The following is a 14,936-nucleotide window of genomic DNA, read 5'->3' on the forward strand; positions in this document are numbered from 1 at the left end:
TGGAAGTCCTCACGGGGTCTGGGTGAAGGGGGGCCGGTGGGTCCCGGCAAGCGTCACGATAGTGGAGGCTGGGATCTCGGCGAGGCTCACGACCGCCCCCTGTCGCATGGTGGACGACACCGCCCGCCGGACGACCGGGTCCCGTGCCTCGACGCCGCCGCCTAGTCGGCCCGGCTCCTGACCTCGTCGAGCGAGAGCAGCCCCCGGAGGCGCCCCAGCACCTTCGCGAGCAGCCGCGACACCTGCATCTGGGTCACGCCGAGCACGCGGCCTATCTCGGCCTGTGAGAGCTCGTCGACGAAGCGCAGCCGGACGAGCAGCCGGTCTCGATCGGGAAGCTGCGCGATCGCCCTCTTCAGCTCGCACCGCACCTCCGTCGCCTCGTGCTCGTCGGCGGCGGCGATCGTGTCGCCGAGGCTCGTGCCCTCGGCGGTGCCGATCGGGAGATCGAGCGAGGCGGCGGTGCGGTCGAGCCGGGCTCGCAGCGCGAGGCGGACCTCGGCGACGGGCTCGCCGAGCCGCAGGGCGAGCTCCTCGGCGGACGGCTCGTGGCCCAGGTGGTGCGTCAGCGGACCGCGGACGGCGGCGAGGGCGACCGACAGCTCCTGCAGGCGGCGGGGCGGACGCACGGCCCAGGTCGCGTCGCGCAGGTGCCGCTTGACCTCGCCGGACACGGTCGGCCCGGCGAACGCGACGAAGTCGTCGCCCTTCTCGTGGTCGAACCGCAGCGCCGCCTTGAGCAGGCCGAGGCAGGCCACCTGGCGGATGTCGGCCCACTCGTCGCCTGCCGAGGCGTAGCGCCGGGCGACCGCGTCGGCGACGTCGAGGTGCTGCTCGACGACCTGGGCGACGAGCCCGCGTCGTGCTCGATCGGCTTCGTGCGACGGTGCGAGGGCCGCACGACGATAGGCCGCGAGCGTGTCGAGCCGACGCCGCTCCTCGCGGGGCGACCGTGCCGAGGAGGCGCGGTGCGCGGCCGAGGACAGCCTGCGAGGCGAGGCGACCGGGCCGGTCCCGGTCGTGGCCGAGGTCGTGGTCGTCGCGGAAGTGGTGATCGGAGTGGTGGTGCGTGCTTCGGTCGTGATGGTGCTCACGTCGTCCTCATCCCAGCTGAGGCGGAGCGGCTCGTTGCTTGGCCGCCGTCGTCGACGAGGGCGACGCTGCCACCGGGCACGGACCTCGGCACCCCCCTGGACCGGACTGGGCAGTGCTGCTACTTTCACGCCGCCCCCGGGCTGTCGGGGGACGGATTCTCAGGTTCGGGAGCTGGCTCCCCGGACCGCCGACCGCCGACCGCGCGCCGGCCGCGGTGAGGCTCAGAGCTTCGACAGCGGGTGACCGGCCGACTCGTTGTCGACCCAGAGCGGCAGCTCGGGCCGTGGCTGCAGGGCCGTGACCGCGCAGGCGGCGGCGAGGCCCGCGAAGAGCACGTCGTCCATCAGCGTCAGGCCGGTCGGCGCCGCGCCCGCGAGCTGCCGGTCGGCGAGGCCCGCGAGGAGCAGCGCGAGGTACGAGAGGGCCACGAAGCCCACGATGATCCTGATCGTCAGGGCAGAGAGGTCGAGCACGGCGACCGCGACGAGCAGCAGCGCGGTGCCCAGGTAGATGACGTCGAGCACGATGTCGACGGTGAAGATGCCGAGCATGTGCTCGCCTTCGATGAACAGGCCGATCAGGCCGTGTCCGCCGACGACGACGGCGATCATGAGCGAGAGGGACTTCGCCACGGGGGCTCCTTCGGTGGGGGACGGAGGTGCGAACGGTGCTGCCGTCCCCTACCCGGTGCGCCCGGTCTCATGCCTGCCGGTCCGGGATGTCCCCCGACCGCACGGGGACGCCCCCGGCGCCGCTGCTTCGATGGCAGCCATGTCCGTCGCCTCACCGCCGACGCCCTCCGGCGTGCCCGCCCTGGCCGTCGCCGCGTCCGCCTACCTCTTGACCTGCGGCGTGGGCCTCGGCGTGCGGCGCGGGGTGCTGCGCACCGACCGGGCCCGCTGGGTGCACCACCTCCTGTTCGTGCTGACCGCCGCCTCCTCGTCCGCGGCGGTCGTCGCCCTGACGGCTGCCCGGCAGCGCGCCGCCGCCCTGGCGCTGCTGTCGGTCGCGGCGCCGTTCGCCCGGCTGACGCGCATCTCGGCGCGCACGGGGCCGCACGCCCGGACGGCGCTCGCCGCGGCGCCCGCCTACGCCGCCGCGTGGCTGCTCAGCCGTGGGGTGCGCTGATGGACTTCATGGACGTCGTCCGCCGCCGCCGCACCACCAACGGCCACTTCACGGACGAGCCCGTGAGCGCCGCCGACCAGCGCCTCCTGATGGAGCTCGCCGGCCGTGCGCCCAGCCAGCTGAACAGTCAACCGTGGCGCTTCGTGCTGGTCGAGGCGCGCGAGACCATCGACGAGATCGCCAGGATCAGCGGCGAGAGCATGACCGAGTCGATGTCGTCGGGCTCGTTCTTCGAGCGCTACAAGCCGTTCTTCCGCTTCAGCGCGGCCGAGATGGCGCGGCACCGGGACGGGATGCTGTTCGACAAGCTGCCGGCGCCCCTGCGACCGTTCACGGGGCAGGTCTTCACGAGGAGGGGCCAGCTGCTGATGAACGCACTGCGGGTCCCGCAGACGCTCGGTGCCGAGAACCGGGCCCTGGTCGCCGGGTCGCCGCTGCTGCTCGGCGTGATGCTCGACCGGTCGTCGTACCGGCCCGACTCGCTGACGTCGTTCTACTCGACGTTCAGCATGGCGGCCGCCGTCGAGAACATCTGGCTGGCGACCGTGCCGCTCGGGCTGGGCATCCAGTTCATCTCGTTCCCGATGGAGTCGCCCGCTCGCTGGGCGCAGGTCTCCGAGCTGCTGAGGGTGCCCGACGACCTCGAGCTGATGGCCGTGTACCGGATCGGCCACGTCCCCCCGGAACGCGTGCGGCCGGCGATCGACTGGGTCAGCGACGAGCGGAAGCGCATCTCGCAGTACGTGTTCCGCGAGGACGCGACGACGCCGCAGACGGGGTGGGACGAGGCGCCCGGCGCGCCGGACGCGTCGGGCGGCGCCGGGACGGGCGGCGCGTGACGAGAGGCCCCGACCCGTCGCCCGCAGCTGCGGGACGTCGGATCGGGGCCTCTCGTGGGGCTCGCGGAGAGCGGGCTCAGGCCTTGTCGGCGTCCGAGTCCTTGTCGTCGTCGACGAGGCCGTCCTTCGAGCCGTCGGCGAGCTGCTCGGTGTGCTCGGCCTGCTCGTCGGTGACGTTCGTCGATCCGTCGGGGGCGGTGTCCGGTGTGGTGTCGTCGTGGTCGCTCATGGGGGCGACGATACGCCGCCCGGCACGCCTCAGTCCGGCCTGTCCGCGGAGAGCTCGGCACGCCGCCGCAAAGCGAGAGTGATCGGCGACACAGGAGCTGAGGACCGCACCCTCTGGGCGGTCCGCCGCCCCGATCACTCTCAAATTACGGGGCAGTGCGTTGTAGACGGAGGGCAGGCAGGAGGCGCGGTGCCGGCCGTGCCGACACCGCGCCTCCTCGAGTCGCGAGCGCCTAGAGCGCTGCGGCCGCCGCGGGCTCGTCCGCCCGGGCGACCAGCTCGCCGTCGTCGCCGACGCGGACCACGACGCGCCCGCCCGCGGCGATCGCGCCCGTCACCATCAGGTCGGCGATCCGGTCGTCGACCTCGCGCTGGATCGTGCGGCGCAGCGGCCGCGCGCCGAACTCGGGCTCGTGGCCGCGGTCGACGATCCAGTCGGTCGCCGCCGCGTCGACGTCGAGCACGACGCCCTGGGCGGCGAGCCGGCCGGCGGTCGCGCCGAGCAGCAGCCCGACGATCTCGCGCAGCTGCTCGCGGTCGAGCTTGCGGAACAGCACGATCTCGTCGATCCGGTTGAGGAACTCCGGTCGCATCGCCTCCCGCAGCTTGCCCATGACACGGTCGCGCAGCGCCTTCTCCGACCCGAAGCCGTTCCCGGCCGCGGGGTCCGACCCGACGGGCCCGGTGGGCGTGAAGCCGAGCGCGCCGCCGCGCGACGCCAGGAACTCCGAGCCGAGGTTCGAGGTCATCACGACGACCGTGTTGCGGAAGTCGACCGTGCGGCCCTGGCCGTCGGTGAGGCGCCCGTCGTCGAGCACCTGCAGCAGCAGGGTGAACACGTCGGGGTGCGCCTTCTCGATCTCGTCGAACAAGATGACCGACCACGGGTTCCGGCGGACGCGCTCGGTCAGCTGGCCGGCCTCGTCGTAGCCGACGTACCCGGGAGGGCTCCCGACCAGGCGGCTCACGGTGTGGCGCTCGCCGAACTCGCTCATGTCGAAGCGGATCATCGCCTGCTCGTCGCCGAAGACCGACTCGGCGAGGGCCTTAGCGAGCTCGGTCTTGCCCACGCCGGTCGGCCCGAGGAACAGGAACGACCCGGTCGGCCGGTGTGGGTCGCCGAGGCCCGTGCGGCTGCGGCGGACGGCCCGGGCGACCGAGGTCACCGCGTCGTCCTGGCCGACGACCCGCGCGTGCAGCTCCTGCTCGAGCAGGGCGAGCCGCGCCCGGTCGCCCTCCGTGAGGCGCGACGCAGGGATGCCGGTGGCGCGAGAGACCATCTCGGCGACGTCCGCCTCGGTGATCTCCGTGCCGGGCGCCTCCTGCGTGGCCTCGAGGGCCTGCTCGTCGCCGACGGCGTCGAGCCGGGCCTGCACGGCCTCGAGCTCGTCGCGCAGCTGCGAGGCTTCCTCGTAGCGCTCCGCGGCGACCGCGGCGCGCTTGGACGACTCGAGCTCGGCGAGCTGCGCCTGGAGCGCTGCGACGTCGACGCCCTCACGGGCGCCGAGACGGAGCCGACGACGGGCGCCCGCCTGGTCGATCAGGTCGATCGCCTTGTCGGGCAGGAACCGGTCGCTCACGTAGCGGGCCGACAGCTCGACGGCCGCGCGCAGCGACTCGGGGCTGTAGGTCACGCCGTGGTGGGCCTCGTACCGCGGGGCCAGGCCGGCCAGGATCGCGACCGCGTCGTCGACGCCCGGCTCGGGCACCTGGACGGGCTGGAAGCGGCGCTCGAGGGCGGCGTCCTTCTCGATGGTGCGGTACTCGCGCAGCGTCGTCGCCCCGACGAGGTGCAGGTCGCCCCTCGCGAGACGTGGTTTCAGGATGTTCCCGGCGTCCATGGCGCCCTCGCCGCCGCCGCCGGCCCCGACGACCGTGTGGATCTCGTCGAGGAACACGATCAGCTCGTCCCGGTGCGCGGCGATCTCGTCGACGACCGTGGTCAGGCGCTCCTCGAAGTCGCCGCGGTAGCGGGTGCCGCTGAGCATGCCGGGCAGGTCGAGGGCGACGACGCGCTTGCCCTGCAGCAGCTCGGGGACGTCGCCGTCGACGATGCGCTGGGCGAGTCCCTCGACGATCGCGGTCTTGCCGACGCCGGGCTCGCCGATCAGCACGGGGTTGTTCTTCGTGCGGCGCAGCAGGATCTCGACGGCCTGCTCGATCTCGTCGGCGCGGCCGATGACGGGGTCGATCTCGCCTCGGCGGGCGCGGGCCGTGAGGTCGCTGCCGTACTGGTCGAGGGTCGGCGTCGAGGAGGCGCCGGTCGCGCCGGCCTCGCCGGTCGCCGGCGCGCCCGCCCGGGTTCCGCCGCCCGCGTGGCTCGCGCCGCTCGTGCCCGCGGCGTCGCCGGTCGGCGACCCGTCCCGGACGAACGCCTGGAGCGCCTGCGGGGTGACGCCCGCGGCGGCGAGCAGCTGGCCGGCGGTCGACTGCTGGTCGACGACGAGCGAGAAGAAGAGGTGCTCGGGATCGACGTAGGTCGAGCCGAACGCGCGGGCGGCCTGCGCCGCCTGCAGCAGCACGCGCTGGGCCGCCGGCGTGAGCGACGCGGTGCTGGGGGTGTCCGACGAGGGGCCGGGGAGGCGGCTGTCGACGGCGCGCAGCAGCGCGTCGCGGTCGGCGCCGGAGTGGCGGACGACGTCCGCGGCGGGAGACTCGTCCAGGAGCACCCGGAGCACGTGCAGCGAATCGACCTCGGCGTGCCCGTGGCTGGTGGCGAACTCGCCGGCGCGGGTGACCACGCCGTGGGCGCTGCTGCTGAGCAGCCGCGAGATGTCGACCGGTCGGCCGGGCTGTGACGACCGGGCGCCGTTCATGAGGCGGGCGAGGAACTCGTCGAACGAGTCGCTGCTGCCGGAGCCGAACTGTGCAGGCACGGGACCTCCTGGGTGAACTTGAGTGCGTAAGACTCAAGTCAACGCAGGAGGCCCCGTCGCATTCCCGTCTCGGCTCCGAAGTTGAGCGGAACCGACTCAACCTGCGGGTCCGACCTCTACGAGGATCCTTCCGGCCCGTGCGTGTGGGCGCTCAGCTGCGGCTCGTCCTCCTCGTCCGCGCCCGGGTCGTGGGCGGCGTCGAAGTCGTAGCCGTCGAAGTCCAGGTCGGGGATGTCGGCCATCTCCTCCGGCCAGGAGGGGCGGCCGGGCTGGAGCCGCAGGGTCGCCTCCTCGAGCTCGCGGATGACCTCGTCGTCCTCCCGCTCCTCCGTGCCGTTCTCGACGGGGGTCGAGAAGATCTGGCTGGCCGGGCCGATCAGCAGGTGCGCGTAGGCGCGGCTGCCGCCCTCGGTCACGACCGGGACCGACACGATGTCGGAGGTGCCGGACCGGGCCAGCGCTCGTGCATACCGCAGCACGGCCTTGCAGGTGGTGTCGCCGAGCAGCATGTAGCCGCCCGCGTAGTGCAGTCGTCTCATGGCTCCACGCAATCACCGGCCGGAGGCCTCGTCCGGCCCTTGACGCGCCTCCTGCAGGTGCCCTACGGGCCGGGGCGGCGCCTCCTCGGGTCAGCCCGCGTTCGGCAGCCGCACCTCGACGGCGCCGTCGACGACGCGCGTCTCGAAGACGGGCTGCGGGGACGTGGCCGGACCGTGCACGACCTGGCCGGTGCGCATCGAGAAGACGCTGTCGTGCCACGGGCACGACACGCAGGCCTCGCCGGGGCGGCCCGCGTCGAGCACGACCTCGCCCTGCGAGAGCGGTCCCGAGAGGTGGCTGCAGACGCTCGAGAGCACCTCGACCTCGTCGCCGCGCCGCAGGGCGACGAGCGGCTGGCCGTCCAGCTCGAGCCCGGTGAGCTCGCCCTCGGGCAGGGCGTCGAGCCGGGTGACGGCGTGCCAGCCGGGGCTGACGAGGTGCGGCACGTCCTCCGCGTGGTTCGCTCCGACGGCCTGGCGGTAGGCGAGGTGCCCGCCGATGAAGCCGCCGAGGCCGACGGCGCCGAGCCCTGCGAGGCCGAGGAGCTTGGCGCTCGCCTGCTTCCCCCGCACCCGCTGGAGGTACGAGGCGCCGTAGAGGCCCGTCGCCACGAGGTTCGCGACCGAGTGCACGAGGCCGGTGCGCTTCTGCTGCTCGTGCGACGCGGCCCAGTCGACGAAGCCCGCGAGGGCGGCGGGGGCGACGGCCAGGACGCCGACGCCGACCAGCGCTCGCGACGCCTTCTCCTGGCCGGGCACGAAGTCGAGCACCGCCGAGCTGATCCACGCGCCGGTCGGCACCAGCACCAGCACAGGGTGCAGCGGGTGCCCTGCGGGCACGCCGTGCAGCAGGTCCTTGAGGGCGCGGGGCTGGACCACGGCGTCGACCACCCCGGCCACCTTGTCGATCAGCGGGTCGAGCTGTGAGGCGTTCTCGACGGCGCTCAGCGCCTCGACGATCTTCAGTTCTCGCATGGCTGCTCCTCTGGTCGGGGCTCCGGTGCCCTGGGTGTCGGTGGTGGCGGCGGTGGGTGGTCGCGGCGGCCGGCCGGCCGGCGATGGTCTCCGTCTACTCCGCGGGGTCGGCGGCGGCACGCGAGCCACGACGCGACCCGGCGCGGGCGACGAAGAAGAGCACCGTGCCGACGGCGAGCAGGACGGCCCCGAACAGCCACACCCGGCCGCTCTGCTGGGTGAGCAGCAGCACGCAGGAGGCGGTGCCCAGCACGGGCACGGCGGTCCAGACCCTGAAGTGCGAGTGCTCCACCCGGTCGCGGCGCAGCACGAGCACGGCGACGTTCGTGCTGATGAAGACGAAGAGCAGCAGCAGCACGACCGTCTCGGCCAGCACGCTGATGTCGCCCACCGTGGTCAGGACCATCGCCACGGCGGTCGTGACGAGGATCGCGGCCCACGGGGTGCGGCGACGCGGCAGGACGGCAGCGAGCGGGCGGGGCAGCAGCCCCTGGTCGGCCATGCCGTAGGTGACGCGGCTCGCCATGATCATCGTGAGCAGCGCACCGTTGGCGACGGCCACGAGCGCGATCAGGCTGAAGATCCACTCGGGCACGCCGACGCCGGACGCCGAGACGACGGCGAGCAGGGGGCCGGTCGAGTCGCTGAGCTCCTCGGCGGGCAGGGCGATCGAGCTGGCGAGCCCGACGAGCACGTAGACGACGCCCGCGGTGGCGAGCGAGGCGAACAGGGCGCGGGGGTAGACGCGGCTGGGGTCGCGCACCTCCTCGGCGACGTTGGCGCTCGTCTCGAAGCCGACGAACGAGTAGTAGGCGATGATCGCGGCACCGAGGGTCGCGATCGCCGGGTTCGCGTCGACAGGGAACTCGCCGACGCGGCCGACGTCGCCGCGCCCGCCGCCGAGCATGATCGCCACCACGGCGATCACGACGACGAGGCCGCTCACCTCGATCACGGTCATGAGGACGTTGCCCTTGAGCGACTCGCTGATGCCCCGGGCGTTGAGGCAGGCGACGAGCGCGAGGAACGCGATCGCCGTGGGCACCGCCGGCAGGTCGACGAAGGTGCCGAGGTAGTCGCCCGCGAAGGCGAGCGAGAGGCCGGCCGCGCTGGTGACGCCCGCGGCCAGCATGCTGAAGCCGACGAGGAACGACACGAGCGGCGCCTTGTACGCTCGCTCGGCGAAGATGGCGGCCCCGCCGGCCTTGGGGTACTTCGTCACCAGCTCGGCGTACGAGCCGGCGGTCAGCAGCGCGAGCAGCAGCGCCAGCAGCAGAGGAGCCCAGAGCGCGCCGCCCACCTCCGCCGACAACGTGCCCATCAGCGCGTAGATGCCTGCCCCGAGCACGTCGCCGAGGATGAAGAGGTAGAGCAGCGGGCCGGTGATGGCACGCTTCAGCGCGGTGCCGCCTCCGGAGCGGCCGCCCGAGTCTCCGTCGGGGCCGACGGGAGCGGCGTCGGTGGGGGCAGGGGTCGACATCGGTGTCCTCCGGAGGTCTCGTCGGCGCACTCGTCCGGTCGCGGCGGTGCGCAGACGATCGTGGTCCGGCTCGGGGCGCGAGGGCCGTTCTGCGCGAGGGGCTTGCGCCGCAGGTGCGCGACGTGCAAAGCAGGAGGCGCGGGCAGGCCTGCGAGGGCCTGCCCGCGCCTCCTGCGCTCGCCCCTCGCGCACGACACCCCCTCCGGTGCAGCGCACCCCTGAGATCGGGGGTGCAGTGCACCGAAGGGGGTGTGCCAGGTCGGGGGGCCGCCTGCTCGCGGGCGGTCTAGCGGGCGGTCTCGCCCGCGTCGGCGATGCAGCTGAGCGCCTGCTGGCCGGCGTCGGACTGCTCGGCCGACGCATCGGACGAGACGGGCCAGGTCGACGACGACTGCGCGTCCTCGTTCACCGACTCGAAGCTGCCGTCGAACTCGTCGGACTCGACGTCCCCGGTCGTGGTCCAGAGGCCGACCGTCTCGCTGAGCACGTTGTTCTCGCCGACGGGAGCGGCGACGTACCAGGTGCCGTCGTCCTCACGGGCGTAGGCGAGCAGCACGTCGTCGTCGACCTCGTCGCCGAGCGCGTTCAGCGCGCTGTCGAGCACGCGGGTGCAGTCGACCTGGTTCGACTGGGCGGGGCTGGTCGCCGTCTTCTCGCTGCCGGGCACGTCGCCGGCCGGGTCGGTGACCTGCGCGCCTCCGGTGCAGCCCGTCAGCGGCAGCAGCAGGAGGGCGGCGAGGGGGAACAGCGTCTTCTTCGTGATCATGGGGCGACCGTACGGCGACGGGCGGGGCGGCGTCCGCATTCACAGGAGGTCGTGCCCTGGTCGGGCGCCGAGCAGTTCACGGCCGCCCACGCGTGCACGGGTGCCGGCCCGCTCACGGGCCCGCGACGAAGCACGCGCAGACGGCGAGCAGGTCGTCGCACGCGTGCTTCTCGAGCGGGTGCCCGATCAGGGTCGCCTGGTAGCCGGGGCCCACGCGCTCGACGAAGCCGAGCAGCGCCGCGATGTCGTCGTCGGGCAGGCGACGGTCGAGCACGCGCCACTGGCCGTCGTCGATCATGTGCAGGTGCACCTCGCTGACGTCGGTGAGGGGCACGCGGTCGAGCTGCTGCGTCGTGGAGGCGGGGTGTGCGTCCACGTCAGGACCCCTCCGGGACCCGGCTGCCGCCGACGACGTCGTCGAGGCACGGGCTCCGGCGGGCCGCGACCTGCTCGTGCGAGGAGGGGAGGCGCCACGACCGGGGCCGTGAGCGGCGGCCGACGGGTCGGAGACGGGTGCGGTCGGACAGGTCGGAGCTCGTCGTGCCGGCGGAGATGTCCATGGTGCGTCCTCGGGGTGTCGCCTGCCGGCGCCCTGATCGCCAGCAGTGGGACGGTCCACGTTAGGCAGGGGACGCGCCCGGCGTCAGGCCCTTGACAACCGCGTACCCCGTCTGCTCATCGGGGGACACGGCCCGATCCTGCACGAGCCCCGCGGCGGAGGCGCTGCACGAGACGAGGAGGCGCGGTTCGCTATAGTGGGGACACCCCGCTCCTGAGCGGGCCCGCCGCCTCCTGACGGCTGCGCGAGTGTAGTTCAATGGTAGAACTCCAGCTTCCCAAGCTGGTAGCGCGGGTTCGATTCCCGTCACTCGCTCCACTTCCGCCTCGTCGGCGACGCGCCGTTGCCGCACTGACCGATCTCCCGCAGGTCAGAGCCAGCCCGTCGACGTCCTCGGGCAGGGCGGCTGCACCTGCCCCGCCTCCTCGGAAGGACCACCATGGACGTCCTCCGCGAGGACAGCGGCGAGCACGGACGCCGCGCGCCGACGGCGGCGACGGTCCGCCGCAGCCCTCCGCTCGGGCGACGGACGATCGCGGGGATCGTGGTCGCCACTGTCTTCTCGGGCGTGGTCGTGCTGCTGGTGGGGCTCTTCCTCCTCCGGATGGTGATGCAGGTGGTCTTCGCGACCGAGGGCGACGTGCCCGACGCCTCCTCGATGGACCTGCCCGTCGGCAGCTCGGTCACGGCGAGCGAGACGAGCTGCGGGTCCGGCGGGTGCTGGACGGTGTTCACCGTGCGGCCGCCCGACGGCACCTCGCCGACCGAGCTGGCGCGACAGATCGAGGACGAGCACGGCGACGGCATCCCGGGCGACCTCCTCGACCCCCGGACGATCCAGGTGTCGACCGAGGTGCGCGCGTCGGACGTCGCGGTGCGCGGCAGCTTCTGGTGAGGCCCGGGCCGCTACGGTGCGAGGAGCACGAGAGGAGCCGCACATGACCTGGCAGATCGAGGTCGTCCCCTACGACCACCCCGAGGCCGACGAGCTGCGCCGGGCCCAGCGCCGTGAGCTCGACGAGCGCTACGGGAGCGACGACCACGAGCCGGGCACGCCGCCCAGCGCCTCGGACGTGCCCGTCTTCGTCGTCGCACGCACCGCCTCCGGTGCCGCAGTCGCGTGCGGAGGGCTCCGCCCGCTGCCCGACGACGTCGCCGGGCCCGGCTCGGTCGAGGTGAAGCGGATGTTCGTCGATCCGTCCGCCCGCGGCTCGGGGGTGGCCGTCGCGGTGCTCCGGGCCCTCGAGGAGGAGGCGCGCGGCCTCGGCGCTCGCCGCGTCGTCCTCGAGACGGGCACGTCGCAGCCCGACGCGATCCGCTTCTACGCCCGCGAGGGGTACGGCGAGGTGCCGCTGTTCGGGGCCTACGTCGGCAGCGGCAACTCGGTCTGCTTCGCCCGCGAGCTGTAGGAGGCGCGGCGCGCGTCGCCGAGGGCGGGTCTTCTGGCTCCAGGGCGGGTCGCGGACGACCCGCCCTCGGCCCGGGACACCCGCCCTCGGCAGGGCTCGGGGTCGCTCTCGCGGCGGTCGGCTGCCGCTAGCCTGGGCAGGTCGCGAGGGGCGACGGTTCGAGGGGGACGACATGAGCGACGCACGAGACAACGAACAGGGCGGGGCCGAAGGGCAGCAGCCGCAGCCAGACGGGCAGACGCCCTACGGGCAGCACGCAGGCGGGGAACAGCCGCCCTCCGGGCAGCCGTCGCAGCCGCCCTACGGGCGACAGCCTCACGGCCAGCCGTCGCAGCCGCCCTATGGCCAGCAGCCTTACGGTCAGCAGCCTTACGGCCAGCCGTCGCAGCAGCCCTACGGGCAGCAGCCTTACGGCCAGCAGCCTCAGCAGCCCTACGGGCAGCAGCCTCACGGCCAGCAGCCTCCTTACGGCCAGCAGCCTCAGCAGCCCTACGGGCAGCAGCCTCCTTACGGCCAGCAGCAGCCCTATGGCCAGCAGCCCTACGGCCAGCCGCCGGTGGCCTCGCCGCGACTCTCGGACGGCTCCGTCCCGCTCTGGGCGCCGCTGTACGACGCCGGTCCCGCGCCGGCCGTCAAGCGCTTCTTCACGAAGTACGCGGACTTCACCGGCCGTGCGAGCAGGAGCGAGTACTGGTGGGTCGTCCTCGCCACGAGCGTCGTCTACATCGTGCTCAGCATCGTGTCGGTGGTCGCTGCGCTCCCGGGCATGACCTACGACGTCGACGGCACGTCGAACCCGGGCCCGGGGTTCCTGCCCGTGTCGCTCGTCATCGCCGCGTTCTTCTTCGGCACGATCGTGCCCACGCTCGCGCTCGGTGCCCGACGGCTGCACGACGTCGACCTGAGCGGGTGGCTGCTGCTGATCAACCTGTTCCCGTACCTCGGCGGCATCGCTCTCACGGTGCTCGCGATCCTCGGCCCGAAGCCGGGCGGCGCGCGCTTCGACCGCCCCCGGCCCTAGCTCGAGGCCGCCAGGCGGCCAGGAGACGTGAGAGCGACAAGACGACGCGGTGTTCCGCGTCGTCTTGTCGCTCTCACGCCGCTGAGCGGCGCGCACGCGTCGCGGCGCCTCGAGGCGAGGCGTCAGCGGGGGAGCGTCAACCGGAAGACCGCGCCGCCAGCAGCTCCGACCGCTGCGCCGCGTGCGGCCGCGCCTCCGGGCTCACAGACGAGGTCGCCGCCGTGCGCCCGCGCGATGCCGCGGGCGATGGGCAGGCCGAGGCCGGCGCCTCCGTCGCCCGTCCGCCGGGCCGCGTCGAGCCGGACCAGCCGGTCGAAGACGCGCTCGCGGTCGGCCTCCGGCACGCCGGGGCCGTCGTCGGCGACGAGTACTACGACGCTTTCCGGCCCCGAGCCGTCGACCGTCAGCACGACCGTGCCCGTCCCGTGCGTCGCCCGTGCTGCGTTGTCGACGAGGTTGCCCAGCACCTGCGCCAGCCGACCGGCATCGCCCAGGACGACCAGAACACCGGTGCCCGCACCCGCACCAGCACCCGCACCAGCACCTGTGCCCGCACCAACGCCAATGCCCCCACCTGCGTCGACACGGGCCCCCGCACCGGTGCCCGCACCGGTGCCCGCACCAACGCCAATGCCCCCACCTGCGTCGACACGGGCCCCCGCACCGGCCCCCCGCACCTCGACCCGCAGCTCCAGCCCCGGCCGACGCACCCGCTGCCCCTCCACGACCGAGGCGACCAGCGCCTCCACGTCCACGGGCGCGACGTCGAGCTCGAGTCCGCGGTCGACGCGGGCCATCAGCAGCATGTCGTCGATCAGGCGCGAAGCCCGGGCGGCCTCCCGGACGACGTGGACGGCGAGCCGCTCGCGCTCGTCGGGCCCGACGTCGGCCGACGAGCGGACCAGAGTGTCGGCGGCGGCGCGCATCCCGGCGACGGGCGTGCGCAGCTCGTGCGCCGCGTCGGACACGAACGCGCGCACCCTCTGCTCGGCCTCCAGTGCGGTGCGCTCCGCGGCGAGCGCCGTCCGCTCGGCCTCGAGCGCGGCCAGCTCGGCGCCCTCGACCCCGTCGAGCATCTCGTCGAACGCGGTGGCGACGCGGCCGATCTCGGTCGACTCCGTCGCGGGACGCAGTCGCCGACCTCGGTCGCCGCGGGCGATGGAGCGCGCCACGGCGGTCATCCGGTCGAGCGGGCGCAGGGTCGCCCGCACCACGAGCACGAGCCCCGCGGCGGCCACGACGAGGAACACGCCCGACGCCCCGAGCATCACCCAGCGCAGCTGCGTCAGCGTCTGGCCGACCGAGCTCGAGTCGGCCGTCAACGTGATCGTCGACCCGTCGCTCAGCTCGCTGACGAGCGTCGTCACCTCGTCGTCGGCCGTGACGTCCGAGGCGGTCACCGTGACAGCACCGGCACCGGCACCGGCACCGGCACCGGCACCGGCACCGGCGTCGGTCGCGTCGTCGTCGGCTGCACCGGGATCCGAGGAGGTGCCCGTCGCCTCCCCTCCCGGGGCCGCGGGGCCTGCGGTCGCGTCGCCGGTCGGCGTGTCCGTGCCCGCGCCTCCTGCGCCCCTGCCCGGTCCGGCCGGCAGGCCGTCCCCGAGCGCGGGCGGGCCGTCGCGCAGCTCGTCGGGGGAGGGGCCGGCGACGATCGCGCCGCCGTCGGCGTCACGGATCACGACGGAGAGGCCCTGCGCCGACAGCCGGTCGGCGAGGTCGTCGCCGTCGACGGTGCCGACGAGGGCGGCGGCGGCCGAGGCGCGGTCGCGGAGGCGGTCCTCGACCTGGGCGCGGAGCCGCTGGCCCAGCGTCGCCTCGACCGCGACGGCCAGCCCGGCGAGCAGCAGGGCGAGCAGCACGAGCACGCCGACGACGGTGCGCGCGCGCAGCGACCCGGTGCGGAGCCGCGGCCCGTCGTGCCGCGCGGTCTCGGGTCGCGCGGAGTCTCGTCGCGCGGAGTCGTGTCGCGTCCTGTTCCGAGCGTTCCGTCCTGTCACGGCGCGACGCGATGCTCGGAA

Annotated in this window: 16 protein-coding genes and 1 tRNA gene; 6 read left to right on the forward strand and 11 right to left on the reverse strand. The window is 73.9% G+C overall.

What is annotated here, in order from left to right; translation table 11 throughout:
* Nucleotides 1-161 precede the first annotated feature (161 nt).
* Complete coding sequence (locus ACZZ97_RS14595) at nt 162-1,094, reverse strand: sigma-70 family RNA polymerase sigma factor (RefSeq protein WP_463473613.1); 933 nt, start codon at nt 1,092-1,094, stop codon at nt 162-164.
* Nucleotides 1,095-1,316: 222 nt separating this feature from the next.
* Complete coding sequence (locus ACZZ97_RS14600; protein WP_314103921.1) at nt 1,317-1,727, reverse strand: hypothetical protein; 411 nt, start codon at nt 1,725-1,727, stop codon at nt 1,317-1,319.
* A gap of 139 nt (nt 1,728-1,866) precedes the next feature.
* Here ACZZ97_RS14600 and ACZZ97_RS14605 point away from each other — a divergent pair, with 139 nt between their 5' ends.
* Together ACZZ97_RS14605 and ACZZ97_RS14610 are read left to right on the forward strand one after the other, a co-directional pair.
* Complete coding sequence (locus ACZZ97_RS14605) at nt 1,867-2,223, forward strand: hypothetical protein (protein WP_463473614.1); 357 nt, start codon at nt 1,867-1,869, stop codon at nt 2,221-2,223.
* On the forward strand, nt 2,223-3,062 hold the full coding sequence (locus ACZZ97_RS14610) for a nitroreductase family protein (RefSeq protein WP_463473813.1): 840 nt from the start codon (nt 2,223-2,225) through the stop codon (nt 3,060-3,062). The genes ACZZ97_RS14605 and ACZZ97_RS14610 overlap by 1 nt, the downstream gene beginning before the upstream one ends.
* A gap of 76 nt (nt 3,063-3,138) precedes the next feature.
* Here ACZZ97_RS14610 and ACZZ97_RS14615 read toward each other — a convergent pair whose 3' ends face one another.
* From ACZZ97_RS14615 to ACZZ97_RS14650, 8 genes are all read right to left on the reverse strand, one after another.
* Nucleotides 3,139-3,291, reverse strand: coding sequence for a hypothetical protein (locus ACZZ97_RS14615; protein WP_158614689.1), 153 nt, complete (start codon nt 3,289-3,291; stop codon nt 3,139-3,141).
* Nucleotides 3,292-3,523: 232 nt separating this feature from the next.
* On the reverse strand, nt 3,524-6,166 hold the full coding sequence (locus ACZZ97_RS14620; protein ID WP_463473615.1) for an ATP-dependent Clp protease ATP-binding subunit: 2,643 nt from the start codon (nt 6,164-6,166) through the stop codon (nt 3,524-3,526).
* A 116-nt stretch (nt 6,167-6,282) separates the two neighbouring features.
* Nucleotides 6,283-6,705, reverse strand: coding sequence for a hypothetical protein (locus ACZZ97_RS14625; protein ID WP_463473616.1), 423 nt, complete (start codon nt 6,703-6,705; stop codon nt 6,283-6,285).
* A 90-nt stretch (nt 6,706-6,795) separates the two neighbouring features.
* On the reverse strand, nt 6,796-7,680 hold the full coding sequence (locus ACZZ97_RS14630; RefSeq protein WP_463473617.1) for a Rieske (2Fe-2S) protein: 885 nt from the start codon (nt 7,678-7,680) through the stop codon (nt 6,796-6,798).
* Nucleotides 7,681-7,774: 94 nt separating this feature from the next.
* On the reverse strand, nt 7,775-9,160 hold the full coding sequence (locus tag ACZZ97_RS14635; protein WP_463473618.1) for an APC family permease: 1,386 nt from the start codon (nt 9,158-9,160) through the stop codon (nt 7,775-7,777).
* A 286-nt stretch (nt 9,161-9,446) separates the two neighbouring features.
* Entirely contained in the window at nt 9,447-9,926 is a 480-nt protein-coding gene (locus ACZZ97_RS14640; RefSeq protein WP_463473619.1) for a hypothetical protein, read from the reverse strand.
* 112 nt (nt 9,927-10,038) lie between these two features.
* The gene (locus tag ACZZ97_RS14645) at nt 10,039-10,302 is read right to left on the reverse strand and encodes a hypothetical protein (RefSeq protein WP_123548436.1); all 264 of its coding nucleotides are present in this window, start codon (nt 10,300-10,302) and stop codon (nt 10,039-10,041) included.
* Nucleotide 10,303: 1 nt separating this feature from the next.
* The gene (locus tag ACZZ97_RS14650) at nt 10,304-10,486 is read right to left on the reverse strand and encodes a hypothetical protein (protein ID WP_463473620.1); all 183 of its coding nucleotides are present in this window, start codon (nt 10,484-10,486) and stop codon (nt 10,304-10,306) included.
* A 243-nt stretch (nt 10,487-10,729) separates the two neighbouring features.
* On the opposite strand from ACZZ97_RS14650, the gene ACZZ97_RS14655 reads away from it, so the two are divergent.
* The 4 genes from ACZZ97_RS14655 to ACZZ97_RS14670 all read left to right on the forward strand — a co-directional run bounded on the left by ACZZ97_RS14655 (nt 10,730) and on the right by ACZZ97_RS14670 (nt 12,915).
* Nucleotides 10,730-10,803: transfer RNA gene (locus ACZZ97_RS14655), tRNA-Gly, on the forward strand.
* A gap of 121 nt (nt 10,804-10,924) precedes the next feature.
* Nucleotides 10,925-11,380 carry a hypothetical protein gene (locus ACZZ97_RS14660; RefSeq protein ID WP_314102563.1) on the forward strand — a complete coding sequence of 152 codons (456 nt, stop codon included), beginning with the start codon at nt 10,925-10,927 and terminating at the stop codon, nt 11,378-11,380.
* Nucleotides 11,381-11,423: 43 nt separating this feature from the next.
* Entirely contained in the window at nt 11,424-11,894 is a 471-nt protein-coding gene (locus ACZZ97_RS14665; protein ID WP_463473621.1) for a GNAT family N-acetyltransferase, read from the forward strand.
* A 172-nt stretch (nt 11,895-12,066) separates the two neighbouring features.
* Nucleotides 12,067-12,915, forward strand: a complete 849-nt coding sequence (locus ACZZ97_RS14670; protein ID WP_463473622.1) for a DUF805 domain-containing protein — start codon at nt 12,067-12,069, stop codon at nt 12,913-12,915.
* Between the two features lie 122 nt (nt 12,916-13,037).
* On the opposite strand, the gene ACZZ97_RS14675 is transcribed toward ACZZ97_RS14670, so the two are convergent.
* Nucleotides 13,038-14,915, reverse strand: coding sequence for a sensor histidine kinase (locus ACZZ97_RS14675; protein ID WP_463473623.1), 1,878 nt, complete (start codon nt 14,913-14,915; stop codon nt 13,038-13,040).
* Nucleotides 14,916-14,936: the final 21 nt, after the last annotated feature.

It is taken from the genome of Frigoribacterium sp. AC512 (genome assembly GCF_979258295.1).